General features: G+C 74.6%; 23 protein-coding genes and 1 riboswitch. Of the genes, 13 read left to right on the plus strand and 10 right to left on the minus strand.

The genetic code is table 11. The annotated features are described in order from the left end of the window. Window positions 1–83: 83 nt before the first annotated feature. Both EPD83_RS07770 and EPD83_RS07775 read left to right on the plus strand, forming a co-directional pair. Window positions 84–533 carry a MarR family winged helix-turn-helix transcriptional regulator gene (locus EPD83_RS07770; protein ID WP_235950402.1) on the plus strand — a complete coding sequence of 150 codons (450 nt, stop codon included), beginning with the start codon at window positions 84–86 and terminating at the stop codon, window positions 531–533. Next, the gene (locus EPD83_RS07775; RefSeq protein WP_128367049.1) at window positions 530–1,840 is read left to right on the plus strand and encodes an MFS transporter; all 1,311 of its coding nucleotides are present in this window, start codon (window positions 530–532) and stop codon (window positions 1,838–1,840) included. The genes EPD83_RS07770 and EPD83_RS07775 overlap by 4 nt, the downstream gene beginning before the upstream one ends. 173 nt (window positions 1,841–2,013) lie before the next feature. On the opposite strand, the gene serC is transcribed toward EPD83_RS07775, so the two are convergent. The 3 genes from serC to EPD83_RS20615 all read right to left on the minus strand — a co-directional run bounded on the left by serC (window position 2,014) and on the right by EPD83_RS20615 (window position 5,542). After that, window positions 2,014–3,141 (minus strand): phosphoserine transaminase, encoded by a 1,128-nt coding sequence (gene serC, locus EPD83_RS07780; protein WP_128367050.1) that lies wholly within the window; start codon window positions 3,139–3,141, stop codon window positions 2,014–2,016. Window positions 3,142–3,384: 243 nt separating this feature from the next. Next, window positions 3,385–4,503: a citrate synthase 2 gene (locus EPD83_RS07785; RefSeq protein ID WP_165566428.1), complete on the minus strand. Its 1,119-nt coding sequence runs from the start codon at window positions 4,501–4,503 to the stop codon at window positions 3,385–3,387. A gap of 145 nt (window positions 4,504–4,648) precedes the next feature. Further along, entirely contained in the window at window positions 4,649–5,542 is an 894-nt protein-coding gene (locus EPD83_RS20615; protein ID WP_165566429.1) for an NYN domain-containing protein, read from the minus strand. A gap of 212 nt (window positions 5,543–5,754) precedes the next feature. Between EPD83_RS20615 and pdxH the strand changes: the two genes are divergently transcribed. Next, window positions 5,755–6,432: a pyridoxamine 5'-phosphate oxidase gene (gene pdxH, locus EPD83_RS07795; protein WP_128366088.1), complete on the plus strand. Its 678-nt coding sequence runs from the start codon at window positions 5,755–5,757 to the stop codon at window positions 6,430–6,432. A gap of 220 nt (window positions 6,433–6,652) precedes the next feature. On the opposite strand, the gene EPD83_RS07800 is transcribed toward pdxH, so the two are convergent. Both EPD83_RS07800 and EPD83_RS07805 read right to left on the minus strand, forming a co-directional pair. Further along, complete coding sequence (locus tag EPD83_RS07800; protein ID WP_128366087.1) at window positions 6,653–7,453, minus strand: SDR family NAD(P)-dependent oxidoreductase; 801 nt, start codon at window positions 7,451–7,453, stop codon at window positions 6,653–6,655. Between the two features lie 10 nt (window positions 7,454–7,463). Then, complete coding sequence (locus EPD83_RS07805) at window positions 7,464–8,204, minus strand: hypothetical protein (protein ID WP_128366086.1); 741 nt, start codon at window positions 8,202–8,204, stop codon at window positions 7,464–7,466. A 99-nt stretch (window positions 8,205–8,303) separates the two neighbouring features. Here EPD83_RS07805 and EPD83_RS07810 point away from each other — a divergent pair, with 99 nt between their 5' ends. The 6 genes from EPD83_RS07810 to EPD83_RS07835 all read left to right on the plus strand — a co-directional run bounded on the left by EPD83_RS07810 (window position 8,304) and on the right by EPD83_RS07835 (window position 16,097). Beyond that, window positions 8,304–9,545, plus strand: coding sequence for an MFS transporter (locus tag EPD83_RS07810; protein WP_128366085.1), 1,242 nt, complete (start codon window positions 8,304–8,306; stop codon window positions 9,543–9,545). Between the two features lie 10 nt (window positions 9,546–9,555). Beyond that, a complete protein-coding gene (locus tag EPD83_RS07815) occupies window positions 9,556–10,254 on the plus strand; it encodes a metal-dependent transcriptional regulator (RefSeq protein WP_128366084.1) in 699 nt (232 codons plus the stop codon). 135 nt (window positions 10,255–10,389) lie between these two features. Next, on the plus strand, window positions 10,390–11,229 hold the full coding sequence (locus EPD83_RS20620) for a hypothetical protein (RefSeq protein ID WP_128366083.1): 840 nt from the start codon (window positions 10,390–10,392) through the stop codon (window positions 11,227–11,229). A gap of 192 nt (window positions 11,230–11,421) precedes the next feature. After that, window positions 11,422–11,586: riboswitch (cyclic di-AMP (ydaO/yuaA leader) on the plus strand. A gap of 3 nt (window positions 11,587–11,589) precedes the next feature. Then, window positions 11,590–12,447 (plus strand): C40 family peptidase, encoded by an 858-nt coding sequence (locus tag EPD83_RS07825; RefSeq protein ID WP_128366082.1) that lies wholly within the window; start codon window positions 11,590–11,592, stop codon window positions 12,445–12,447. Window positions 12,448–12,683: 236 nt separating this feature from the next. After that, window positions 12,684–15,710 (plus strand): bifunctional diguanylate cyclase/phosphodiesterase, encoded by a 3,027-nt coding sequence (locus EPD83_RS07830; RefSeq protein WP_164896224.1) that lies wholly within the window; start codon window positions 12,684–12,686, stop codon window positions 15,708–15,710. Window positions 15,711–15,806: 96 nt separating this feature from the next. Beyond that, entirely contained in the window at window positions 15,807–16,097 is a 291-nt protein-coding gene (locus tag EPD83_RS07835; RefSeq protein ID WP_128366080.1) for a hypothetical protein, read from the plus strand. 241 nt (window positions 16,098–16,338) lie between these two features. Here the strand turns inward: EPD83_RS07835 and EPD83_RS07840 are convergent, their stop codons facing one another. After that, a complete protein-coding gene (locus EPD83_RS07840; RefSeq protein WP_128368389.1) occupies window positions 16,339–16,668 on the minus strand; it encodes a histone-like nucleoid-structuring protein Lsr2 in 330 nt (109 codons plus the stop codon). Between the two features lie 303 nt (window positions 16,669–16,971). On the opposite strand from EPD83_RS07840, the gene trpB reads away from it, so the two are divergent. The 3 genes from trpB (at window position 16,972) to EPD83_RS07855 (ending at window position 19,701) form a co-directional block, all read left to right on the plus strand. After that, window positions 16,972–18,228, plus strand: a complete 1,257-nt coding sequence (gene trpB / locus EPD83_RS07845; RefSeq protein ID WP_128368388.1) for a tryptophan synthase subunit beta — start codon at window positions 16,972–16,974, stop codon at window positions 18,226–18,228. Continuing rightward, window positions 18,225–19,019, plus strand: coding sequence for a tryptophan synthase subunit alpha (trpA, locus tag EPD83_RS07850; protein ID WP_165566430.1), 795 nt, complete (start codon window positions 18,225–18,227; stop codon window positions 19,017–19,019). Before trpB ends, trpA begins: the two co-directional genes overlap by 4 nt. Before the next feature lie 127 nt (window positions 19,020–19,146). Continuing rightward, window positions 19,147–19,701 (plus strand): (2Fe-2S)-binding protein, encoded by a 555-nt coding sequence (locus EPD83_RS07855; protein WP_128367871.1) that lies wholly within the window; start codon window positions 19,147–19,149, stop codon window positions 19,699–19,701. Between the two features lie 13 nt (window positions 19,702–19,714). Here the strand turns inward: EPD83_RS07855 and EPD83_RS07860 are convergent, their stop codons facing one another. The 4 genes from EPD83_RS07860 to EPD83_RS07875 all read right to left on the minus strand — a co-directional run bounded on the left by EPD83_RS07860 (window position 19,715) and on the right by EPD83_RS07875 (window position 23,095). Next, window positions 19,715–20,533, minus strand: coding sequence for a GntR family transcriptional regulator (locus EPD83_RS07860; protein WP_128367872.1), 819 nt, complete (start codon window positions 20,531–20,533; stop codon window positions 19,715–19,717). A 152-nt stretch (window positions 20,534–20,685) separates the two neighbouring features. After that, the gene (gene cysM / locus EPD83_RS07865) at window positions 20,686–21,600 is read right to left on the minus strand and encodes a cysteine synthase CysM (RefSeq protein ID WP_235950403.1); all 915 of its coding nucleotides are present in this window, start codon (window positions 21,598–21,600) and stop codon (window positions 20,686–20,688) included. A gap of 131 nt (window positions 21,601–21,731) precedes the next feature. Then, entirely contained in the window at window positions 21,732–22,178 is a 447-nt protein-coding gene (locus tag EPD83_RS07870; protein WP_128368424.1) for a VOC family protein, read from the minus strand. Window positions 22,179–22,258: 80 nt separating this feature from the next. After that, window positions 22,259–23,095, minus strand: a complete 837-nt coding sequence (locus EPD83_RS07875) for an alpha/beta fold hydrolase (RefSeq protein WP_128368425.1) — start codon at window positions 23,093–23,095, stop codon at window positions 22,259–22,261. Window positions 23,096–23,213: 118 nt separating this feature from the next. On the opposite strand from EPD83_RS07875, the gene EPD83_RS07880 reads away from it, so the two are divergent. Next, window positions 23,214–23,737 (plus strand): DJ-1/PfpI family protein (locus tag EPD83_RS07880; protein ID WP_205859458.1); only part of this gene is annotated, 524 nt, incomplete at its 3' end.

Below are 23,737 nucleotides of genomic sequence, written 5' to 3' on the forward strand. Positions count from 1 at the left end.
CATACCGCGAGGCCGCCGTGGAATAGTTAGCACAGGTAATGAGTTGTGCTAACTACCCATGACGACGACCACCGGAGACAGCCGTGCCCACATCCGCCACCGCGCCGGCGCTGACCCGCGCGCAGAAGGACCGCCTGACCAGCGACCTGCGGATGGCGTGCATGCGCATCTCCCGGCGGTCCAGGTTCGAGAGCACGACGGACCTCGCGCCGCACCAGTTCTCGGTCCTCGTCCGGCTGGAGAACGGCCCGCGGACCCCGAAGGAGGTCGCGGACATCGAGCAGCTGTCGGCGCCGAGCGTGTCGCGGACGGTGGGCGGGCTCGTCGAGCGCGGGCTCGTCGAGCGCTCGGACGACCCGGCGGACGGCCGTCAGGTGATCCTGTCGCTGACCGCGGAGGGGCGTCGGGCGATCAAGGAGACCCGACGACGCCGCGACCAGTGGCTGGCGACCCGTCTGGAGCACCTGGACGACGCCGAGCGGGCGGTGCTCGTCGAAGCGGCGGCGATCCTGGAACGCGTGGCGGCGGAGTGAGCCCCACCTTCAGCTCCTTCGGCATCCGCAACTACCGGCTCTGGTGGACCGGCGGCTTCGTCTCGAACATCGGCACCTGGGTCGGGCGCGTCGGGCAGGACTGGCTGGTCCTCACCGTCCTCTCCAACGGGTCCGCGACCGCGCTCGGCATCGTCACCGGGCTGCAGTTCCTCCCCTTCCTGCTGCTGGCGCCGTGGGCCGGGCTCGTCGCCGACCGCTTCCCCAAGCACCGCGTGCTCCTGTTCACCCAGTCGATGCTGCTGCTCAACAGCCTCGTCCTCGGGCTGCTCGCCGTCACCGGCACCGCGCAGCTGTGGCACGTCTACGCCATCGCCTCCTTCCAGGGCGTGATGACGGCCCTCAACAACCCCGCCCAGCAGGCGTTCGTCTCCGAGATGGTGCCGACCGACCGGATCGCCAACGCCGTGGCGCTGAACTCGGCGTCCTTCAACTCCGGCCGCCTCGTCGGGCCGGCCGTCGCCGGGCTCGTCATCGCCTGGTGGGGCACCGGCGAGGCGCTGCTCGTCAACACCCTGACCTTCGTCTTCGTCATCGTCGCGCTGCTGCGCATCCGGCCCGACGAGCTGAAGCCGGTGCCGCTCAGCCGGGGCCGCGGGCGGATCCGCGAAGGCATCGCCTACGTCCGCCACCGCCGCGACCTCCAGCTCGTCATGGGGCTGGTCTTCGTGCTCGGGACCTTCGGGATGAACTTCCAGATCACGATGGCGCTCATGGCGACCAAGGTGTTCGACAAGGGCGCCAGCGAGTTCGGGCTGCTCGGGTCGGTCATGGCGGTCGGGTCCCTGACGGCCGCACTGCTGTCGGCCCGACGACGTCGGCCGCGCCTGCGGGTGCTGCTCGTCGCCCTGCTCGGGTTCGTCGTCGCGACGGCGGCGGCCGCGCTGGCCCCGACGTACTGGACCTTCGCCGCGGCGCTGACGCTCGTCGGGCTCGCGTCGCTGACCGCCCTGACCACCGCGAACGCGATGGTGCAGACCCGCGTCGCCCCCGAGATGCGCGGCCGGGTCATGGCCCTCTACCTCGCCATCCTCATGGGCGGGACGCCGGCGGGGGCGCCGCTCATCGGCTGGGTGTCCGAGCTGTTCGGGCCGCGCTGGACCATCGGCGTCGGCACGGTGGCCGTCGGGCTGGCCGTCGCCGCGGCCGCGGTCTACCTCACCCGGACCGAGAACGTCCGGGTCAGCTTCGAGTCCCACGGCTCGCCGCACCTGCAGGTCACCTCGACGCCGCTGCGCGCGGACCGGCACGAGGACGTGTCGGTCCCGGTGCCCGAGACGGCCCGGTGACCGGTCGCGGCCGGCGGTCACCGCGGCTGCGACGATGGGCCTCGTGACCCCGACCTTCCGGCGCCGGATGACCCTCGCCGTGCTCGCGCTGCTCGTCGCGGTCGCCGTGGTCTACGCGCTGACGCAGTGACCCGCGGCGGGCCGGCCGGCGGTGCACCGGCCGGCCCGCCGGATCAGCCCAGCGTCTCGACGACGTGCTCGACGCAGCCGATGAGGGCGCTGACGTCGTCCGGCTCCACGGCCGGGAAGCACGCGACGCGCAGCTGGTTGCGGCCGAGCTTGCGGTACGGCTCGACGTCGACGACACCGTTGGCCCGCAGTGTCCTCGCCACGGCTGAGGCGTCGACCGCGTCGTCGAAGTCGATGGTCGCGACGACCCGGCTGCGGTGGTCGGGGTCGGTGACGTACGGCGTCGTGTAGTCGGTGCGCTCGGCCCACTCGTAAAGGCGGCCGGAGGAGTCGGCCGTGCGGGCGGTCGCCCACTCCAGGCCGCCCTGGTCGTTGAGCCACTCGACCTGGTTCAGCAGCATCGCCAGCGTCGCGACGGCCGGGGTGTTGTAGGTCTGGTCCTTGCGCGAGTTGTCGATCGCGGTCGGCAGGCTGAAGAAGTCGGGGACCCAGCGGCCGCCGCCGGCGATCTCCTCGACGCGGGCCAGCGCCGCGGGGGAGAAGAGACCGATCCAGAGCCCGCCGTCCGAGGCGAACGACTTCTGCGGGGCGAAGTAGTAGACGTCGGCCTCGGCCACGTCGACCGGGAGTCCGCCGGCGCCGGACGTCGCGTCGACGAGCAGGAGGGCGTCGTCGTCCGCGCCCTCGACCCGGCGGACCTCGGTCATGACGCCGGTGCTCGTCTCGTTGTGCGCCCAGGCGTAGGTGTCGACCCCGGCCTCGGCCTTCGGCTCGGGGCGGGTGCCGGGGTCGGAGCTGATGACGGTGGGCTCGCCGAGGAAGGGGGCCTTCGCCGTCACCGACGCGAACTTGCTGGAGAACTCGCCGAAGGCCAGGTGCTGCGCGCGGTCGCGGACGAGACCGAAGGCCGCGATGTCCCAGAACGCCGTGGAGCCGCCGTTGCCGAGGACCACCTCGTAGCCGTCGGGCAGGCCGAAGAACGTGCCGAGCCCCTCACGGACGCCCTTGACCAGGTTCTTCACCGGGGCCTGCCGGTGGGAGGTGCCGAGGACGGTGCGACCGAGCGCGGAGAGCGCCTCGACCTGGGCCGGGCGGACCTTGGAGGGTCCGGACCCGAAGCGACCGTCGGTGGGCAGCAGGTCGGCGGGGATGGTGATGGGGGCGTCGCTCACGTGTCTCTCCGTGGTGTGGTCGGCCGCGCGGCGGTGGGCCGGCGGGCGGCGCGGGACGGTCGCGCCGAGCCGGCCGGGTCGACGTCGCTGGCGAACCGGCCGCGACCATCGTCACAGGTGCCGCCCGCATGCCGGACGCCGGGTCCACCACGTGGGCGCCCCCGACGTTCCGCTCGCAGAACCTCCTCGCCCTGCTCGCGGTGATGTCCGGTGACCGCCGGCTGAGGGTTTAGGGACGGTGGGTCAGGGCTTGGCGCGGTAGCCGGGGACCGCCGACAGCGGGCGCTCGCCCTCGCCGACGTACCGGGAGCTGGGGCGGATGAGCCGGCCGGTGCGCTTCTGCTCGAGGATGTGCGCCGACCAGCCGGCCGTGCGGGCGCAGACGAAGAGGGGCGTCATCATCTCGCCCGGGACCTCCGCGAAGTCGAGCAGCACCGCCGCCCAGAAGTCGACGTTCGTCTCCATCCGGCGGTTCGGGTAGCGCTCGGCGAGCTCGGCGATGGCCGCCTTCTCGAGCTCCAGCGCCACCTCGTACCGGGGCGCGCCGAGCCGGCGGCAGGTGTCGCGCAGCACCGCGGCGCGCGGGTCGTAGGCCCGGTAGACCCGGTGCCCGAACCCCATGAGCCGCTCCTTGCGGTCCATGACGGACCTGACGTAGCGGGTGGCGTCGCCCATCTGCTCGACGCCCTCGATCATGTGCTGCGCCCGCGACGGCGCCCCGCCGTGGAGGGGCCCGGACAGCGCGCCGATGGCGCCGGACAGGCAGGCCGCGACGTCGGCGCCGGTGGAGGCGATGACCCGCGCGGTGAACGTCGAGGCGTTCATGCCGTGCTCGGCGGCGCTGATGAAGTAGGAGTCGATGGCCTCGACGTGCTGGGGGTCGGGCTCGCCCCGCCAGCGGATCATGAACCGCTCGGGGATGGTCTTGCCCTTGTCGACCTCGGACTGCGGCACCATCGGCCGGTCCTGGCCGCGGGCCGACTGGCCGATGAAAGAGATGGCCATGACCGAGGCCCGGGCCAGGTTCTCGCGCGCCTCGTTGTCGGCGGTGTCCAGCAGCGGCTTGAACCCCCACACGGGGGCCAGCTGGGCGATCGCGGACTGGACGTCGACCCGGATGTCGCCGGTGTGCACCGGCAGCGGGAACGGCTCGGCGGGCGGCAGGCCGGGGTCGAGCTCGCCGTCGACGAGCAGCCCCCACACCTGCCCGAAGGACACGGTGCCGACGAGGTCGTTGATGTCGACGCCCCGGTAGCGCAGGGCCCCGCCTTCCTTGTCCGGCTCGGCGATGTCGCTCTCGAAGGCGATGACGCCCTCCAGCCCGGGGTAGAAGTTCGGGTCCTTCGCGGTGGGGTCCGCCATCGGTGCTCCTTCTCGCTCGTCGTTGTCGCGCGGGGCCATTGTGCACGGCCGGGCCCGGCGCGCCCAGGGCCGCGCCGCTGTCCTGGACGGCAGCGGCCGCGCGCGACGGGCGGCCCGGCGGGCACCCGGGGTCCGGGGCCAGGGGTCAGCCGGCCTTGGGGTCGCGCACCGTCATGTCGGGGGTCCCGATGTCGCGGATCTCGAACAGGTCGGTGGCCTCGATGAGCTTGCTCAGCTTGGCGTAGCCGTAGTTGCGCGAGTCGAAGGAGGACTGGTTGTTGATGCGCTGCCCGACGGTGCCGATGCGCGCCCAGCCGTCGTCGTCGGACGCGCTGTCGATGGCGCGCCGCAGGAGGGCGACGAGCTTGGTGTCGCGGCGCAGCTGGGAGCGGGTGGCGCGCTCGGTGGACGCGGCGGTGGCCGCCGCCTTGCGCGTCCCCGCCTTGGCCGTCTTCTTCGCGGGCTCCGGTGCCTCGGAGGCGTCCAGCGGCTCCAGGGGCTCGGGCGTCGTTGACGCGGCAGGGGTCGCCGCCGACCCGGACGAGGTGCGCCCCGACCGGCCGCCCCGCGCCGGGGTCTCGTCGGCGTCGTCCTGGCCGCTCGGCGCCTTGAGCCGGTCCAGGACGAGGAAGCGGGTGCAGGCGTCCTGGAACGCGCTCGGGGTCTTGGCGTCGCCGAACCCGTAGACGGCGACGCCGTGCTCGCGCAGGTGGATGACGAGCGGGGTGAAGTCGGCGTCGGAGGACACGATGGCGAAGGCGTCGGGGCGCTGGGTGTGGAGGATCTCGACGGCGTCGACCGCGAGGGCCATGTCGCTGGCGTTCTTGCCCTTGGCCGGGTCGAACTGCTGCACCGGCCGGATCGCGTTCTCGTGGAGGACGTCGGTCCAGCCCTTGAGCTCGGTCTTGGTCCAGTTGCCGTAGGCGCGCCGGATGGTCGTCTCGCCCAGGGCCGACAGCTCGCCGAGGATGACGTCGATACGCCGGGCCCGCGCGTTGTCGGCGTCGATGAGCAGCGCGATGCGCGCGGAGTCGGTCATCGATGCAGGCTAGCGGGCGGTGCCCGTCCGACGGGCGGGCCCGGGGTCGCCTGTGGACCAGCGCGCGCCGGTCGTCGGGCGGTCCGGTGCCGGGCAGCAACCGTGACCCGCGCGTCACGAGGCGGGGGCGGCCGCCCGGTGGACCTCCCGTGGTGTCGAAGCCCTCCGGCGGACCGGAGGTCGCCCGGTGCGGTCGGCCTAGGGTGGAGCGCATGGACCCACGACGCGTCGACTACACCGGTGAGGGCATCAGCGAGAGCGACCTGCTGGACACCCCGTACGCGCAGATCCGGCTCTGGGTCGACGAGGCGGTGACCCGGGCCGACGCGCAGGACGACGTCCCCGAGCCGTACGCGCTGTCGGTCGCGACCGCCGACGCCCAGGGCCGGCCGAACGTGCGCACCGTCCTCATGCGCTTCCTCGACGAGCGCGGCCCCGGCTTCGTCACCGCGACGACGTCGACCAAGGGCCGCGAGATCGGCGAGACCGGGTACCTCGCCGCCGCCCTCACCTGGCCGGCGATGTTCCGCTCCATCCGGTTCCGGGGGCGGGCGGTCCCCGTCGATGCCGATGAGCTGCAGGGGTACTGGGCCTCGCGGCCGTGGGCGTCGCGGATCTCGGCCTGGGCCTCGCAGCAGTCGCAGCCGACCGACTCGCGGGCCGACCTCGAGGCGGCGTTCGAGGAGCGGGCCGCGCAGTTCCCGGACACCGGCTCCGACGACGACGTGCCCGTGCCCGACTTCTGGGGCGGCTACCGCGTGCTGCCCGACGAGGTCGAGTTGTGGGGCGGTCGGCGCAACCGGCTGCACGACCGGATCGTGTACACCCGGGTCGGCGAGGGCGACCTCGGCGACGCCGGGTCGTGGGAGGTCTCGCGCCGCCAGCCCTGAGCGCGGCCGCCGACCCGGTGCGCACGACACGTCCGGGGTTCGCACGACACGTCCGGGGTTCGCGTGGCCGTGCGGGGTTCGCAAGACACGTCGGGGGTTCGCAAGGCTTGTCCGGGGTTCGCGTGGTCGGTCTTCCCCGGCGAACCCCCGACGACCCGGATGGGGCGGGAAAGTCGGGACGCGGGGGTGGGGTGGGGTGAGTCGGGACGTGAGGGTGGGGTCAGGTGGTGCGGTGGACCTTGTGGGGGGCCGCCTGGGCGCGGGGCTTGATGACGAGGAGGTCGACGTTGACGTGGGCCGGGCGGGTGGCCATCCACACGACGGCCTCGGCGACGTCCTGCGCGACCAGCGGGCCCGGCACGCCCTCGTAGACCTGGTCGGCGCGCTCGCGGTCGCCGCCGAACCGGGTGAGCGAGAACTCCTCGGTGTGCACCATCCCCGGCGCGATCTCGGTGACCCGGACCGGCTGGTCGTAGAGCTCGAGGCGCAGCGTCTCGGTCATCACGTGGACGCCGTGCTTGGCCACCGTGTAGCCGCCCCCGCCCTCGTACGCGAGCAGCCCCGCGATCGACCCGACGTTGACGACCACGCCCTCGCCGCCGGCGGCGACGAGCGCCGGCAGCAGCGCCTTGGTGACCGCGAGGGTGCCGAGGACGTTGACGGAGTACATCGTCTGCCACAGCTCGGCGTCCGCCTCGGCCACCGGCTCGAGACCGAGCGCCCCGCCGGCGTTGTTGACGAGGACGGTGACCTGCTCCCCCGCGGCCTGCGCGAGCCGGGCGACGTCGTCGGCGTCCGTGACGTCGCAGGGGACGGCGACGCCGCCGATCTCGTCGGCGAGGTCCTGGACTTTCTCGGCCCGGCGCGCGGCACAGACGACGCGGTAGCCGTGCTCCGCGAGCAGCCGCGCGGTCGCGGCGCCGATCCCGCTGCTCGCCCCGGTGACGACGGCGGTGCGCCGGCGGTCGGCCGGGTCGGGGTCGACGGTCGGGGCGGTGGAGGACGGGGCGGGGTCGGTCATCGGCGTCTCCTCAGGCGCGGGCGGCGGGCCGGACGGCGGCGGGGTCGGCGACGGTGATCCACGTGGCCTCGGCGCGGGCGAGGAGCTCGCCGCCGACGTGCAGCATCGTCGCCGAGCGGTGCCGTCGTCCGTCGGCCCCACGCTGCCACGCCGTGACGACGGCGAGCGCGCCGGGCTCGGGCCGGACGAAGACCTGGGCGGTCATCGTCCCGAGGACCATCGGGCGGCCCGCGATGCCGGCGGACCAGCCGCCGGGGCAGTCCAGCGCCGCCCACAGCACGGCGTCGTCGACGTCGTCCGGCACCGTCCACGTCGTCGCGTAGCGGCCGCTGCCGTCCTCGAGGGGTCCGGGGCGCAGGCCGAGGCCGTCGCCCGGGGCGCGGTCGGTGCCGCAGGAGAAGCAGGTGGGGAAGGGGTGGTCCTCGGCGCCCTCGTACCGGTCCTCGGCCGCCCGGGCCGCGTCGACGTCCGCGGGGGCCGGGACCGGCTCGTCGAGCGGCGCGACCGCGGTCCCCGTGGCGACGAGCGTGTCGCCGTCGAGGAGCCGGGTGACGGCGGTCGCGGTGAGGGGGTCGGGGTCGTCGGCGACGAGGGCCAGCGGCCGGTCCAGCGGCGGCGGCGAGGACAGGCGCACGCCGACCGCCGGGAGGGAGGCCGCGGTGCGCACGTGGGCGGCGAGCGCGCCGCTCACCCACCCGCCGTTGCCCGAGGCCGGGGGCCCGCAGTAGCGGCGGGGGACGGTGAGCTCCATCCGGCCAACGTACCGACGCCCGCCCGGACCGCGCGCTGTGGCGTGGGTCACGAGGAGTATCTTGATGTCGAGATACTTGTGGCGGACAAGGAGGGACGGATGGACGGCCGGACCGACGGCGCGCGGGACGAGCCGTTCTCGCTGCGCCGCATCGCCGTCCCGGCCTTCGCGCCGACCGCGCTCTGGTCGGTTGGGCTCGGTGCGACCGCGCCGGTCATCGCCCTCAGCGCGCGCGACCTCGGCGCGTCGGTGGCCGTGGCTGCCCTGTTCGTCGGGCTCGGCACGGTCTCCGAGCTCGCGTCGGCCATCCCCGCGGGCCTTCTTGTCGACCGGGTGGGGGAGCGGCGGGCCCTCGTCGTGGCCGGCGTCGCGGACGCCGCCGCCGCCCTGCTGGCCCTCCTCGCGCCGACCCTCTGGGTCTTCGCGCTCGCCGTCGTCCTCGCCGGGCCCACCGGCGCGGTCTTCCTCCTGGCCCGCCAGTCCTACCTCACCGCCGCCGCCCCGGAGTCGATGCGCGCGCGGGCCATGTCGACCCTCGGCGGCGTCGCCCGGATCGGGCTGTTCGTCGGGCCGTTCCTCGCGGCGCCGGTGGTCCACGCGGGCGGCCCGCGCGCCGCGTTCGCCATCGCCGTGGCGGGCGGCCTGCTCGCCGCCGGGGTGGCCTGGGGCTCACCGGACCTCGGCGCGCACGGGCCCGGCGCCACCGTCCCGGGCGGGCTGGTCGTCCGGACCCGGGTGGCCGCCGTCGTCCGCGAGCACCGGGGGGTCCTCGCCACCGTCGGGCTCGGGGTGCTCGCCATCGGGCTGGCCCGGTCCTCCCGGGTCGTCGTCGTGCCGCTGTGGGCCGAGAGCGTGGGCCTCACCGCGGCGCAGACGGCCCTGGTGTTCGGCGTCGCCGGGCTCGTCGAGGTGCTCCTCTTCTACCCGGCGGGCTCGCTCATGGACCGCCGCGGACGCGTGTGGGTGGCGGTCCCGGTCACCGTCACCCTCGGCGTCGGGCTCCTCGTGCTGCCGCTGACCTCGACCCTCGCGGCGGTCGGCGCGGTGTCGGTCCTCATGGCCGTCGGCAACGGCCTGGGCTCGGGCATCGTCATGACCCTCGGCGCCGACGCCGCGCCGCGCACCGGCCGTGCGGCCTTCCTCGGGGTGTGGCGCCTGCTCTCCCTCGTCGGCCACAACGGCGCCTCCCTCGTCGTCGCGGCGGTGGCGGCCGCGGCGTCGATCGGTGCGGCGAGCGTCGCCGTCGGGGTCCTCACGCTGGGCGGCGGGGCCTGGCTTCTGCGCTGGCTGCCGCGCTACGACCCCCGTCGGCGGGACCCGGCCGTCGGCGCGCCCGACTAGGCTGGGCGACGTGACGGACCTCATCGACACCACGGAGATGTACCTCCGCACGATCTTCGAGCTCGAGGAGGAGGGCATCACGCCGCTGCGCGCCCGCATCGCCGAGCGGCTGAGCCACTCCGGGCCCACGGTGTCGCAGACGGTCGCCCGCATGGAGCGCGACGGTCTGCTGAGCGTCGCGGACGACCGTCACCTCCAGCTGAGCGACGAGGGCCGGCGGCTCGCCACCCGCGTCATGCGCAAGCACCGCATCGCCGAGCGGCTGCTCGTCGACGTCATCGGCCTGGAGTGGGAGTACGTCCACGAGGAGGCGTGCCGCTGGGAGCACGTGATGTCCGACCGCGTCGAGCAGAAGATCCTCGCCATCCTCACCGACCACCTCGAGTCGCCCTACGGCAACCCCATCCCCGGGCTCGACGAGCTCGGCGAGGTCGGCGAGATGGTCGACTTCCGGCTCGGGCTGCGTACCCTGGACCGGGTGGCCGACGAGGGCGGCGCGTCCGTCATCGTCCGCCGTATCGGGGAGCCGGTGCAGGTCGACTCCGAAGCCCTCCAGCTGCTCACCGAGGCCGGCCTCATGCCCGGCCAGCCCGCCCGGGTCCGCCGCGAGGGCTCGCGGGTCGTCGTCAGCCGCGAGGGCGCCGACGAGTCCACCGGCGTGTCGCTGCCGGACGACATCGCGGTCCACGTCTTCGTCGCGCCGGCCTGACATCGCGGTCCGCAGCGCTGTCCGGCGCCTGTCGGGGGAAGGGTTGGACGACCCGCGTTACCGAAACGTGACACCACCCGGAGTCGTCACGTAGGGTGCGCTGCGAGCCGTTCCCGCCCCGGAAGAGATTCGTTCGTGTCATCCCACCGCCAGCCCGGTCGCCGTCGTGCGCCCGGCCGCGTCCGCCGCTTCCCCGACGGTTTCCCCCGGACGGGGGCGTCGTGGGCCGTCAAGTCCGTCGCCAGCCTCGGAGTCGTCGGCGGTGCCGCCGTCGCCCTGACCATCCCGGCCGAGTCCGCGGACGCCGAGGTCGACCCCTCGGTCCAGGTCACCGCCGGCGCGCAGGCCGCCGCCCTCACCCGTGGAGCCCCCGAGGCCGCCTCGCGCTCCGAGCAGCGCGCCCCGGCCGCGGCGGCCCCCGCCGTGTCGGCCCCGGTCGACGCCGCCCCGCGGGTCCCCGAGCCGGTCGGCGTCGAGGGCGTCAAGGCCGTCGCCAAGCCCAAGCCGAAACCCAAGCCGAAGCCGACGCCCACGCCGACCCCGGAGCCGGTCGAGGCCGCGCCGGCCCCGCAGCCCGTCGCGCCTGCGGCACCGGCGCCCCAGGCGGCCCCGCCGGCCGCGCCGGGCTACAACGGCGCCCTCACCGGCCGCTGCACGAGCATCGGCCTCATCACCAACGCCCAGCGCCTGTGCTCGGCCGTCGACCAGGCCTACGGTCCGCCGACCATCGGTGGGCGTCGGGCCAGCGCCGACGAGCACGGCACCGGCCAGGCCATCGACTTCATGATCTCCAGCGCCGGCCAGGGCGACGCCATCGCCGCCTACGTGCAGTCCCACGTCGGCGAGTTCAACGTCAAGTACCTCATCTGGCAGCAGCGCTACTGGGCCCCCGGCCAGGGCTGGAAGATGATGGAGGACCGCGGCTCGACCACCGCGAACCACTACGACCACGTGCACGTGACGATCAACTTCTGACGCCTCCGCGCACCGTCCTCAGCCCCCGCCCCGGCTCTCGCCGGCGGGGGCTGAGACGTCTCTCCGACACCTGAGAGTTTCCTTGTAACCGTTTTGTGACCATCCCGCCACTCCGTGTTAGGTTCGGCTCGCCCGACCGACCCCGGACGTCGGGCCCGCGCGGTGGACCGCCGAGTCCTGCCACCTCCGCTCGGTTCTCACGCACCACATCCGCTAGGCAGGAGCGGGGGAACCACCTTCGGAGCCACCTTCTCGCAGGGCTCCTCGGGGTGAAGCCGGACGGTCCTTCGGGGCCGCACGGCCGGGCAACCTTTCGCCCGAACCCGACAGCTCACCCCGTAGGCCTGGAGAGGTACTCACGTGTCCGAGCACACTCGTGGCCGCCATCGCAGCGCCACCCGGTACAGCCCCGTGGCCGAGCTCTCGACCATCGTCCGCAGTGCCGGCGAGACCGGAGCCCGCGCCTCCGCCGTCCTCGCCGCCTCCGGCGGTCTCGTCGCCACCTTCGCCCTCCCGGCCCACGCCGTCGGCTCCAGCACCGGCCACACGGCCGTCGCCGGGACCGCCGCCGCGGCGCCGGCCGCCGACCCCGTACGCGCCGCGACGACGACCCGCGTCGCGGCTGCCGCCCCGGCGCTCGTCGCGCCGCAGGCCGCCGCCCCGGTCATGACCGAGACGGTCGGGATCGCCGGCGTCACGGCGGTGGCCAAGCCCAAGCCGAAGCCCAAGCCGAAGCCGGAGCCCGTCGTGGCCCCGGAGCCGGCGCCGGTGCAGCAGGCTCTCGCCGAGCGGTCCAGCACGGGCACGGCCAGCCGGTCCGCCGCCCCGACCCCGACCCCGACCCCGCCGCCTCCGCCGCCCCCGCCGCCCGCCCCGAAGGCGCAGAGCTCCAGCGGCGTGGTCAACATCGCCCGCGGCCTGCTCGGCATCCCGTACGTGTACGGCGGCAGCACCCCGAGCGGCTTCGACTGCTCCGGTTTCACGATGTACGTCTTCGGCAAGGCCGGGGTGTCGCTGCCCCGCACCGCGGCCCAGCAGCAGGCCGCGGCCACCCCGGTCAGCGACCCGCAGCCCGGCGACCTCGTGTTCTTCGGCTCGCCCGCCTGGCACGTCGGCATCTACACCGGCGGCGGCATGATGGTCGACTCCGGCAAGCCCGGCGAGGTCACCCAGGAGCGTGCCGTCTTCTCCGGCGTCAGCGGCTACGGCCGGTTCTGACCCCGGCACCACCCGCGCCGACGCCCCGGACCGTCACGGTCCGGGGCGTTCGCGCGTTCCGGGGCGCGGCGCCGGTCGCGCCGGGGCCGCGCCGGCGTCCCCGACGGCCGGGCCGTTCGGCCGGATCACGGGGACGAGCGGCCCGGATCCGCCGCACCGGCTGGCGGGAGCCCGGCCGGCACCGCACGATGGACACGCAGGGGCTCCTCCTCGCCGAACCAGGAACCCGACCACGCATGTCCACGCGGACCCTCTCGTTCGCCGCCGTCTTCGCCCTCGCGCTCGCCGTGGGGCGCGCCACCGCGCTCCCGGACACCGGCCTCGCCCTGTTCTGGCCGGCCGCCGGGGTCGCCGCCCTGTGGGGCCTCCACGCCCTCTCACGGCTCGAGCTCGGCCTCGCCGCGGGCCTGGCCGCCGTGCTCGCGGCCGTCGCCAACGCCCTCACCGGCGTCCCGACGACGGCCGCGCTCGCCTACGGGAGCGCGAACGCCGTCCTCGTCCTCGGCGTCCGCGGCGTCATGTCGTGGGACGGGCGCCTCCGCACCCTCGGGACCGCCCGACCGACGCTCTCGCGGGTCAGCGACGTCTACCGGTTCCTCGCGGCGGCCGGGGGGACGACCCTGGTCAGCGCCGCCCTGGGGATGCCGGGGCTGGCCACCACCGGGGCGCCCGTGACCTGGCAGAGCGCGTCGGTGTGGCTCGTGCGCAACCTCGCCGCCGTCGTCGTCGTCGCGGCGCCCGGGCTGGCCCTGCGCGACGCCACCGCCCTCCTGACCCGGCGGGCGGCGCTGCGGGCCCTGCCGCACCTTCTCGCGACGCTCGCCGTGCTGTGGCTCGTCTTCGGGCCGGGCCGCACCCTGCCGCTCGGCTTCGTCCCCTTCGCCCTCGTCATCTGGTCCGGGCTGCGCCTGCCGCTGCCGTTCGCGGTCGCCCAGGGCGGCGTCGTCGCCGTGGGCACGCTCGCGCTGGTCACGGGCTATGGCGGCGGGCCGTTCGGCGCCATCGACGACCCGCGCGTCCTGGCCGTCACCCTCCAGGCCTACATGCTCCTGGCGGTCGGCCTCGCCGTCGTCGTGGCCACCGTCCAGCGCGAGCGTGACGCCCTCGTCGGGGACCTCGCCGCCGCGGCCCGGCACGCCCGGCACCAGGCGGAGGACCTGCGGGTCATCACCGAGACCATCCCCGACGGCATCGTCGTCGTCGACCGCTCCGGGGAGGTCCTCCTGCACAACGACGCGGCCCGGCAGTGGCTCGACGACGCCGGCGCCGGCCTGCGGGTCGCCGCCCGCTCCGCCGACGACGTCGAGGAGGCCGACGACGGGGGCGAGGACCGGCCGGTCGTGCGGGCCCTGGCCGGGGAGACCGTGCGCGGGGCCGTGCTGGAGGTGCCGGGCACCGGGCGGGGCGCCACCCGGGTCCTCGCCGTCGACGCCGTGCCGATGGCCGACGGCGGAGAGGGCCCGCCGGACCGCGCGCTCGTCGTCCTGCACGACGTGTCGGACGAGCAGGCCCGCCTGCGGGCTCTCGAGGCCGAGCGCGAGCGCACCGCCCGGCTGATCTCCGACGCTCCGCACGGGGTCGCCGTCCTCGACATGTCCGGCCACATCCTCGAGGTCAACGACGCGCTGGCCACCCTCGCGGGGCGCCGGGTCGAGGACCTCGTCGGCCTGAGCTTCGACGAGCTCGCGCCCGCGCACCGGGACCGGATCGCGGTGTACCTCGAGCGGGCGGTCGCCGTCCCGGGCGAGCTGCTCGTCGGTGACTGGACCATCGAGTCCCCGAGCGGCGAGGACGCCCACGTGTCGCTGACGAGCCGGGTGCTCGTGGCCGACGGCGACGACGACGTCATCCTCGTCAACGTCGTCGACTTCTCCGAGCGACGGCGCTACGAGGAGAAGCTCACCTACCTCGCCGACCACGACGCGCTCACCGGCCTGCCCAACCGCCGCCGGTTCGACGAGGTGCTCGACCGGCACCTGCAGCGCTGCCGTCGCGGCGGTCCGACCGGCGCGCTGCTGCTGCTGGACCTCGACAACTTCAAGGAGGTCAACGACACGATGGGCCACGACGCCGGCGACCGGCTCATCGTCGCCGTCGGTGCCCTGGTGCGGGACACCCTGCGCGACAGCGACCTCGTGGCCCGGCTCGGGGGCGACGAGTTCGCGGTGCTGCTGCCGGACGCGGACGCCGCGGGCGCCGAGGCCGTGGCCGCCGCCCTCGTCGCCCGGGTGCGTGCGCACTGCGCGACCCTCGAGGGCGTGAACCGCCGGGTGACCGCGAGCGTGGGCGTCGCCACCTTCGCCGCCGCCGCGCAGCAGTCGGTCGACCCCCTGGCGCTGGCCGACATGCTGCTCTACGACGCCAAGGACGCCGGCCGCAACCGGCACGCCGTGCTCGACCCGGGCGGCACCCAGCAGCCCCGGACCGGGGCCCGCCTGGAGTGGACGGCCCGGGTCGAGGCCGCCCTGGAGAACGACTCCTTCGCCCTGTACCTGCAACCCATCCTCGACGTGCGCACCGACCGGGTCGTCGCGGCCGAGGCCCTGCTACGGCTCGTCGACCGGGACGAGCCGGTCTCGCCCGCGCGCTTCGTCCACGTCGCCGAGCGCGCCGGCCTGGCGCCGCGTCTGGACCGCTGGGTGGTGCGCAACGCCGTTGCGCTCCTCTCCCGGCTGCACGAGCACGCGCCGGACCTGACGCTCGAGGTCAACCTGTCCGCGCACTCCATCGGCGACGAGTCGGTGGAGCGGGAGTTCCTCGCCGCCCTGGACCGGCACGCGGTGCCGGCGCACCGCATCGTCGTCGAGGCCACCGAGACCGCCGCGGTCGCGGACGTCGCCGCGGCGCGCGCCTTCAGCCAGCGCCTGGCCGCACTCGGCACCCGGGTGGCCATCGACGACTTCGGGGCCGGGTTCGGCTCCTTCTACTACCTCAAGCACCTGCCGTTCGACATCGTGAAGATCGACGGGGAGTTCGTCGCCGGCGCGCACCGGTCGGCGGTCGACCGGGCCATCCTGCGCTCGATCGTCGGGGTGGCCCGGGGACTCGGCAAGGAGACGGTGGCGGAGTTCGTCGCCGAGGAGGCCGTCCTCGCCGTCGTCCGCGAGCTCGGGGTCGACTACGCGCAGGGGTACCTGGTCGGCGAGCCGGTGCCGGCCGCGGAGTTCGTCGCCCGCTACTGCCCCGGGGGCAGCGCGGCCTGGACGACCGAGGGTCCGGCACCGCGCGGCGCCGCCGACCTGGCCACGGCCCGCGGCGGCTGAACCGCCGGCCGCCCACGGCCTGTCGAGGGTTGGGCGGTCTCACAGGCGGGTTCGGCACGCTGGGTGCCGACCGACGGACCCGGGTAGGAGAGGTGTATGAGCATCGAGGACGAGGAGCTGGCCCGGCACGACAGCGAGGACGTCGTGCTCCAGCAGGTGATCGACGAGCTGGTGCGGACCGACCGGGCGTGGACGGTGGACGCCGCCGCCACCGAGCTGCGCGACGGCATCGAGGCCGCCGGGCTGCCGCCCCGGGCCCCCAGCTGGGTCACCGCGGTCGCCGAGGGGGTCGTGCGGGGCGAGGCCTACGTCGTCACGACCGCGACCCGACGCGAGACCGACGTCCCGCAGCCGCCGAAGCACCTGGAGAACCGCGTCATCGACTGACCCGGCACACGCGCCGCGGGCGGGCCGTGGGACACAGGTCAGGCGGGTCCACCTGCTGCTCGTCGTCCCGGTCGACTGGTCCGTCGTCGAATGCGGTGCGGCCGGTGGGTCCGGGGACACGACCATTCCTGCGTCCTGGGGAAATGTCGCGCATCGCGGCCCCGGGAATGCGGCCGAGCACACATGCGCCGGCCGGCGGGCATCCTGTCGACGACCGCCGCCCGGCGCGGTGGGTGGTTGCTCAGGTGGCCTGCTCGTAGGCCTCCTCGACCTGCTTGGGGATGCGGCCGCGGCGCGAGACCTCGTAGCCGTTCGCGGTGGCCCACTCGCGGATCGCCGCCGTCTGCGCGGCGTCGCGCCGGGTGGTGGACCGCTTCGCGGGCGCCCGCCCGCCGGTCCTGCGTGCCTTGTCGAGGAAGGGCGCCAGGGCGGCGTCGAGCTTCTGCCGGTTCGCCGGGCCGAGGTCGATCTCGTAGGAGGCCCCGTTGAGACCGAAGACGACGGTCTCGACGTCGTCGGACTCGGTGCTGTCGAGGTCGTCACTGAGGACGGTGATGGTGCGCTGGGCCATGGCGGCGCCTTTCTGTCGTGCATGCAGGGTGGGAAGGCGTACGGGACTCACCCTAGGGCATTCCGCATTCTCGGCAGGAGCTCCTCCGTGGAATGTCGCCGACCGCATTGTCGGAAACTCCGCGGAATGTGCGGCCCGGGAAAAGGCGCATTTGCCGACCGGTCGCCCGGTTCCCGGGTCCGACCCCGCGGGCCGGGACGCGGTTGACGAGCCCCGCGCGCCAGGTGTTGTATAACAGTTGGGCGAGCCGGGGCCGGCCGGAAGCCGTCACGGACCCGCCCGGACGCAACGGGAAGAGGAAGCATGACTGCACAGCTGTCCATGTGGGAGCCGTCGCCCGGAGGCTACTTCGGGGAGTTCGGCGGCTCGTTCGTGCCGGAGGTCCTCCACGAGACCCTCGAGGAGGTCCGCGAGGCGTTCGAGGCGGCCCGCCGCGACCCCGGCTTCTGGCGGCTGTACGTCGACACGATGGCCGAGTACGCCGGTCGACCCACCCCCGTCACCTTCTGCCCGAACCTCACCCGGCAGCTCGGCGGGGCGCAGGTGTACGTCAAGCGCGAGGACCTCAACCACACCGGCGCGCACAAGGCGAACAACGTCATGGGGCAGGGGCTGCTCGCCCAGCGGATGGGCAAGAAGCGGGTCATCGCCGAGACCGGCGCCGGCCAGCACGGCGTCGCGACGGCGACGATGGCCGCCCGGCTCGGGTTCGAGTGCACGATCTACATGGGTGCCGAGGACGTCGAGCGCCAGCACCCGAACGTCTTCTGGATGGAGCAGCTCGGGGCCGAGGTCGTCGCCGTCACCGACGGCACCCGGACCCTCAAGGACGCGATCAACGCCTGCCTGCGCGACTGGGCCGAGTCGATGGCCGACACCCACTACGTCATGGGCACGGTGTGCGGGCCGCACCCCTTCCCGCAGATGGTCACCTGGTTCCAGTCGATCATCGGGACCGAGGCGCGCGCCCAGATGCTCGACGCGGCGGGAGCCCTGCCCGACGCGGTCTACGCCTGCGTCGGCGGCGGGTCGAACGCGTCCGGCATCTTCGCCGGGTTCGGCGAGGACGCCGGGGTCGAGCTGGTCGGCGTCGAGGCCGGGGGCAAGGGCATCGACACCGGGCAGCACGCCGCGCGGCTGGCCGGCGGGCAGGGCCGCACCGGCGTCGCCCAGGGCTACCGCACCGTCTTCCTCCAGAACGACGAGGGCCTCATGCACGACACGTACTCGTGCGCGGCCGGGCTGGACTACATCGGCGTCGGGCCGATCCTCGCCCACCTCGGGCAGCAGGGCCGGATCCGGTTCGAGTCGGTCACCGACGCCGAGGTCGTCGACGCGCTGCGCCTCGCCATGCGGACCGAGGGCATCATCCCGGCGCTGGAGAGCGCGCACGCCTTCGCCGCCGCCGTGCGCGAGGCGCCGCACCTGTCGCCGGACCAGCGCATCCTCGTCAACCAGTCGGGGCGCGGGGACAAGGACATCTTCACCGTCGCCGACGCCCTGGACGACGAGGGCTGGCGCGAGTTCATTCGGCAGCGCGCCGCGGGCTACGCCCGATGACCGTCGACCAGCGCCCCACCCTCGAGGGCCGGCTGCGCGAGCGCCTGGCGGACAAGCCGCTGCTCCTCATGACCCACCTCGTCGTCGGCTACCCCTCGCTCGAGGACAACTGGGTGATGCTGGAGGCGATGGACGCCGCGGGCGTCGACCTCGTCGAGCTCCAGCTGCCGTTCAGCGAGCCCATCGCCGACGGTCCGGCGTTCGTCAAGGCCAACCACGAGGCGATCGCGGCCGGCATCGGGTGGGAGGAGTACTTCGACCTCACCGCCCGGGCCTCGGCGGCGTTCTCGTTCGAGACCCTGTTCATGGGCTACTACAACAGCGTCTACCGGATGGGCGCCGAGCCGTTCGCCGGCCGCCTCGCCGAGGCCGGCATGCGCGGCTTCATCGTCCCGGACCTGCCGCCGGAGGAGGCCGCCGAGCTGCGCGAGCACGCCCGGGCGAACGACCTGGACCAGGTGCAGATCATGACGCCGACCTCGAGCCCGGCGCGTCTGGCGGAGATCGGCCGGCACGCCTCGGGGATGGTCTACTGCGCCGCCCGGACCGGTGTCACCGGCCGGCAGACCGACCTCTCGCAGGGCGTCCCGGAGTTCCTCGCGCGCTGCCGCGAGGCGACCTCGGTGCCGCTGGGCGTCGGGTTCGGCATCCGCACCGCCGACGACGTCCGGGCCCTGCGCGGCCTGGCCGACGTCGCCATCGTCGGCACGGCCGGCACCCAGGCCTGGCTGGACGGCGGGGAGCCCGGCTACCGCGAGCTGCTGGACGCGCTGGTGGCCGGCACCCGCTGAGCCGGCCTCGGCTCGTCGCCGTCGGGGCGCGCCGCGAGCGACGGGAGTAGCGTGCGTCGGGACCGGCAGGTCCGGGCGTGCGGCGTCCGGTCGGGCCGGTGCACCCCGTCTCGACGCAGGAGGCACCATGCACGTGACGACGACCCCACCCCCGACGGTGCGGTGGGTCCGGCGGCTCGAGGAGCTCGAGCCCCTCGACGACGTCGTGGACGCGGCCGCGGCCACCGCCGGGCGGCTCTTCGGGGACGGGGCCCGCGGGCGGGTGCTGCGCGGCGAGTGGTTCGGGCACGCCCTGCATCCCGCCCTCACCGACGTCGTCATCGGCTCGTGGGGGTCCGCGACGGTCCTGGACCTCGTCGGTGGGGAGGAGGCCGCTCCCGCCGCGCGCACCCTCGTCGGCGTGGGGCTGCTCGCGGTCGGACCCACGGCCTGGACCGGCTGGGCCGAGTGGAGCGCGAGCGGGCGGCGCGAGCAGCGCGTGGGCGTGGTCCACGTGGCCGCGGTCGGGACGGCCATCGGGGCGTACGCCGGGTCGTACCTGGCGCGGCGTCGCGGCCGTCGCCGCCTCGGGGTCGCCCTCGGGCTCGTGGGAGCCGGTGCGGTGACGGCCGGCGCGTTCCTCGGCGGGCACCTGGCGGTCGCGCGCGGCGTCGGCAGCCGGCACCCGGCCTTCGCCGACTGAGCCGGGCCGGCCGCTACCCGGCCGTCCCGGACGACAGCGGCCCGTCGAGCCGGAGGTCGGCGTCACCGGCGTGCCGCTCGGTCGAGAGCAGCACCCGGTCACCCGGCATGACGGCCCGGTCGTCGACGACGGCGGTGCCGTCGTCGGTGTAGGTGAGCCGGCTGCTGACCAGCGCCGCCGAGCCGGGGTCGCAGCGCAGCGCCCGTGCCTCGTCCTCGGACAGCAGGGCGGCGTGCAGGGTCTCGACGGCCCGGGTGACGTGGACGTCCAGCCGCTCGGCCAGCAGGTCGTAGAGCGAGCCCTCGCCGAGCGCCACGACGTCGAGACGCTCCCCGAGCGCCGTCGGAAGCAGGGAGTGCGCGTAGACCGTCGGGACCTCGTCGACCAGCCGCAGCCGGGTGAGGCAGAAGACCGTCTCCTCCGCGAGGCCGAGGCGGGCGGCGACGGCCGACGGGGCGCGCATCGGGCCGGCGAAGACGACCTCGGTGCGCAGGGTCCGTCCGGTCTCGCGGACCTGGCTGGTGAGGCTGGCGAGCCGGTCGATGGGCAGCCGGTAGCGCCCGTCGGCGACGAAGGTGCCGAGGCCGTGCTCGACGCGCAGCCGGTCCTGGGACTCCAGGACGGCCAGGGCGTGCCGCAGCGTCATCACGGTGACCCCGAGGTGCTCGGCCATGTGCCGCTGCGAGGGCAGCGCCGTGCCGGGGGCGAGCCGACCGGCGTCGATGGCGGCGGTAATGGCCCGGCAGATCCGCAGGTACTTCGGCGCCGGGTCCTCGGGGTCGGCCGCCAGCGGTCGCACCGCCGTGAAGAACGGGGAGCCAGGCCTGGGCACGCGCGCCGCCTCGGGGTCTCGGGACGGGGCCGACGCCGCTCGGCGCACCCCGGAGGTCTGGAACACCCGGATGCTAGGCAGCGCCCCCGGGCGAGTCAAGCAGGCGCCGCGAGCAGCGCGGCCGGTGCCGCGGCAGGCGTCCGTCGCGGGCCTCAGTCGGGGAAGACGCCGCTGGAGAGGTAGCGGTCGCCGCGGTCGCACACGACGAAGACGATGGTCGCCCCCTCGACCTCCTCGGCCACCCGCAGCGCCGTCCAGCAGGCCCCGGCCGCGGAGGGACCCCCGAAGATGCCCTCCTCGCGCGCCAGCCGACGCGCCATCTCCTCGGCGTCGTCCTGGGTGACCTCGATCGTCTCGTCGACCGCCGTCGGGTCGAAGATGCGCGGCACGTACTCCGGCGGCCAGGCGCGGATCCCGGGGATCTTCGAGCCCTCCGCGGGCTGCGCCCCGACGATCCGGATGCCCGGGTCGCGCGACTTGAGGAACCGCGAGACGCCGGTGATCGTGCCGGTGGTGCCCATGGCCGACACGAAGTGCGTGATGCGGCCGCCGGTCTGGCGCCAGAGCTCCGGACCCGTCCCCTCCTCGTGGGCGCGCGGGTTGTCCGGGTTGGCGAACTGGTCCAGGACCCGGCCGCGGCCCTCGCGCTCCATGCGCGTCACGACGTCGCGGGCCTCCTCCATGCCGCCGTCGGCCGGGGTGAGGACGAGCTCGGCCCCGAACGCCCGCATCGTGCGGACCCGCTCGGTGGAGGCGTCGTCGGGCATGACGATGACGAGGGGGTAGCCACTGATCGCCGCCGCCATGGCCAGGCCGATGCCGGTGTTGCCGGACGTGGCCTCCAGCAGGGTGTCGCCGGGGGAGATCTCGCCCCGCTCCTGCGCGCCGCGGATCATGCTGATCGCCGGGCGGTCCTTGACCGAGCCGGCCGGGTTGTTCCCCTCGAGCTTGGCGAGGAGGACGTTCCCCCGGCGCTCGTTCTCCGGTCCCGGCAGGCGCTGCAGACGCACCAGCGGGGTGTCGCCGATGACGTCCTCCATCGTGGGGTACTCCGGAGGGGTGCTCACCCGCCGGAGTCTACGGCGGGGCGGGTCGCCCGGACGGCGCCCCGGCCGGCCGTCCGCACCCGGGCCGCGCCGACGGACGACGGGCGCCCGCGGTCCGGGGGGACCGCGGGCGCCCGTCGTCGTCGGCAGGGCTACTCGGCCGGCATGTAGACGAGCTCGAGGTTGATGTCGTCGGGGTCCTGGATGGAGAGGATGACCATGCCGGTGGCCTCGAGGTGGTCGACGCTGCCGTGCTGGACGCCGGCCTCGTCGAGGCGCGCGGCCGCGGCGTGCAGGTCGTCCTCGGAGGACACCTGGAGGCTGACGTGGTCCAGCCCGACCCGGGTCGACCGGAAGGTGTCGCCGGCGTCGGCCACGGGCCGCAGGCCGAGGAGCTGGTCGCCGACGGTCCAGCCGGTGCCGCCATAGAGCTGTGCGGGGTCCTCCCGCACGCCGGGCTCGTCGGCGCGGTCGCTGAAGTCGAAGGCGGTCTCCTCGCCGAGGAGCAGCTGGTAGAAGGCCTTCGAGCGCTGGATGTCGGTGACGGTGAGGCGGACGTGGTGGATGCCGGTGGCGTTCGCGATACCGGGGGAGGGCATGGGTGGTCCTTTCCGAGCGGTGGACGTCGGCCGGTGAGGACCGGCCGACGGGTCTGGGAGCGCCGACGGGCGCGTGGCGGCTACCGGGCGAGGAACCGGATCAGCGCCTCGTTGAACTGCGTGGCGTGGCTGACGTTGCAGCCGTGCGGGGCGCCCTCGAGGACGACGAGCTCGGACTGCGGAACGGCGGCGTGGGTGCGTGCCCCGGAGCCCTCGAGCGGGACGACGCCGTCCCCGTCCCCGTGGATGACGAGGGTGGGCACCGTCACCTTGGGCAGGTCCTCCCGGAAGTCGGTGGTGCCGAAGGCCTCCATGCAGCCGAGAGCGGCCTTCTGGTCGGACTGCTGACAGAGGACGACGGCCTGCCGACGCTGCTCCTCGCTCACCGCGAGCTCGTCGCCCACCGAGTAGAACTGGGTGGTGAACTGCTCGAAGAAGGCGTCGCGGTCCTCCTTCAGCCCGGACTCCATCTGCTCGGCGGTGGCGTCGTCGAGCGGACCGTCGGGGTTGTCGTCGGTTTGGGCCATGTACGGCGGGACGGCCGAGGCGAAGACGACGCTGCGCAGCCGGTCCTCACCGTGGCGGGCGACGTACCGGGCGACCTCGCCGCCGCCCATGGAGAACCCGACGAGGGTGACGTCGCGCAGGTCCAGCTCCTCGAGGAGGGCCGCGAGGTCGTCGGAGAGGGTGTCGTAGTCGTAGCCGCTGCGGGGCTTGTCGCTGCGGCCGAAACCGCGCCGGTCGTAGGCGACGGTGCGGTAGCCGGCGGCCTGCAGGGCCCCGATCTGCTCGGACCAGGCCTCGCCGGACAGCGGCCAGCCGTGGATGAGGACGACGGGGCGTCCCGTGCCGCCGCTGTCCTCGACGTGGACCTTGACGGTGTGCAGCAGCCCGGAGTGGGCGGTGACCTCGGACATGTCGCTCCCTTCTGCGGCGCGTCGGCCGCGGGGGTCGGGAAGTGCTTGCGAGAACACCCTCGCAGGAGGACGACGTGGAGGTGGTGGCGGTTGCGACGACCCGCTTACCATTCTCGTCATGCGTGTGGCGATCGTCCTCGTCGACGGGGTGGCGGACTCGGGCCTCGGCCTCCTCCTCGACGTCCTCACGGCGGCGAACCTCCTGCGGGACCGGGTCGACGGGCACATCGACCCCTTCGAGGTGTCGTTGCGGGCGACGACGCCGCGGGTCCGGACCGGGTACGGCCTCGGCGCGGCCGCCGAACCGCTCGAGGCCTGCCTCGAGGACCCCCCGGACCAGCTCCTCGTGCCCGGCCTGGGCCTGGTCGGCGCCGAGGAGGTCGTCGGGGCGGTGCGCGACAGTGCGGCGGTGTCGGTGGTGCGCGAGCTGCACGAGAGGGGTACGGCGGTCTCGGCCGCCTGCAGCGGCACCTTCGTCCTGGCCGAGGGCGGGGTCCTGGACGGCAGGGCCGCGACCACGAGCTGGTGGCTGGGTCCGACGTTCCGGCGGCGCTACCCCGGGGTCGACCTCGACGAGACCCGGTCGCTCGTCATCGCCGACACCGTGACCACCGCGGGCGCGGCCTTGGCGCACCTCGACCT

Origin of the sequence: Phycicoccus flavus (assembly GCF_004025965.2) — a bacterium.
In the GTDB taxonomy this organism is placed as follows: Bacteria; Actinomycetota; Actinomycetes; order Actinomycetales; family Dermatophilaceae; genus Phycicoccus; species Phycicoccus flavus.

Coding starts and splice junctions, on each gene's coding strand:
- EPD83_RS07855 (WP_128367871.1), top strand. CDS start 19,147: ATGCACGTGACGACGACCCCACCCCCGACGGTGCGGTGGGTCCGGCGG.
- pdxH (WP_128366088.1), top strand. CDS start 5,755: ATGGACCCACGACGCGTCGACTACACCGGTGAGGGCATCAGCGAGAGC.
- EPD83_RS07805 (WP_128366086.1), bottom strand. CDS start 8,204: ATGGAGCTCACCGTCCCCCGCCGCTACTGCGGGCCCCCGGCCTCGGGC.
- EPD83_RS07785 (WP_165566428.1), bottom strand. CDS start 4,503: ATGGCGGACCCCACCGCGAAGGACCCGAACTTCTACCCCGGGCTGGAG.
- EPD83_RS07840 (WP_128368389.1), bottom strand. CDS start 16,668: ATGGCCCAGCGCACCATCACCGTCCTCAGTGACGACCTCGACAGCACC.
- trpA (WP_165566430.1), top strand. CDS start 18,225: ATGACCGTCGACCAGCGCCCCACCCTCGAGGGCCGGCTGCGCGAGCGC.
- EPD83_RS07870 (WP_128368424.1), bottom strand. CDS start 22,178: ATGCCCTCCCCCGGTATCGCGAACGCCACCGGCATCCACCACGTCCGC.
- EPD83_RS20615 (WP_165566429.1), bottom strand. CDS start 5,542: ATGACCGACTCCGCGCGCATCGCGCTGCTCATCGACGCCGACAACGCG.
- EPD83_RS07875 (WP_128368425.1), bottom strand. CDS start 23,095: ATGTCCGAGGTCACCGCCCACTCCGGGCTGCTGCACACCGTCAAGGTC.
- trpB (WP_128368388.1), top strand. CDS start 16,972: ATGACTGCACAGCTGTCCATGTGGGAGCCGTCGCCCGGAGGCTACTTC.
- EPD83_RS07830 (WP_164896224.1), top strand. CDS start 12,684: ATGTCCACGCGGACCCTCTCGTTCGCCGCCGTCTTCGCCCTCGCGCTC.
- EPD83_RS07835 (WP_128366080.1), top strand. CDS start 15,807: ATGAGCATCGAGGACGAGGAGCTGGCCCGGCACGACAGCGAGGACGTC.
- EPD83_RS07810 (WP_128366085.1), top strand. CDS start 8,304: ATGGACGGCCGGACCGACGGCGCGCGGGACGAGCCGTTCTCGCTGCGC.
- EPD83_RS07800 (WP_128366087.1), bottom strand. CDS start 7,453: ATGACCGACCCCGCCCCGTCCTCCACCGCCCCGACCGTCGACCCCGAC.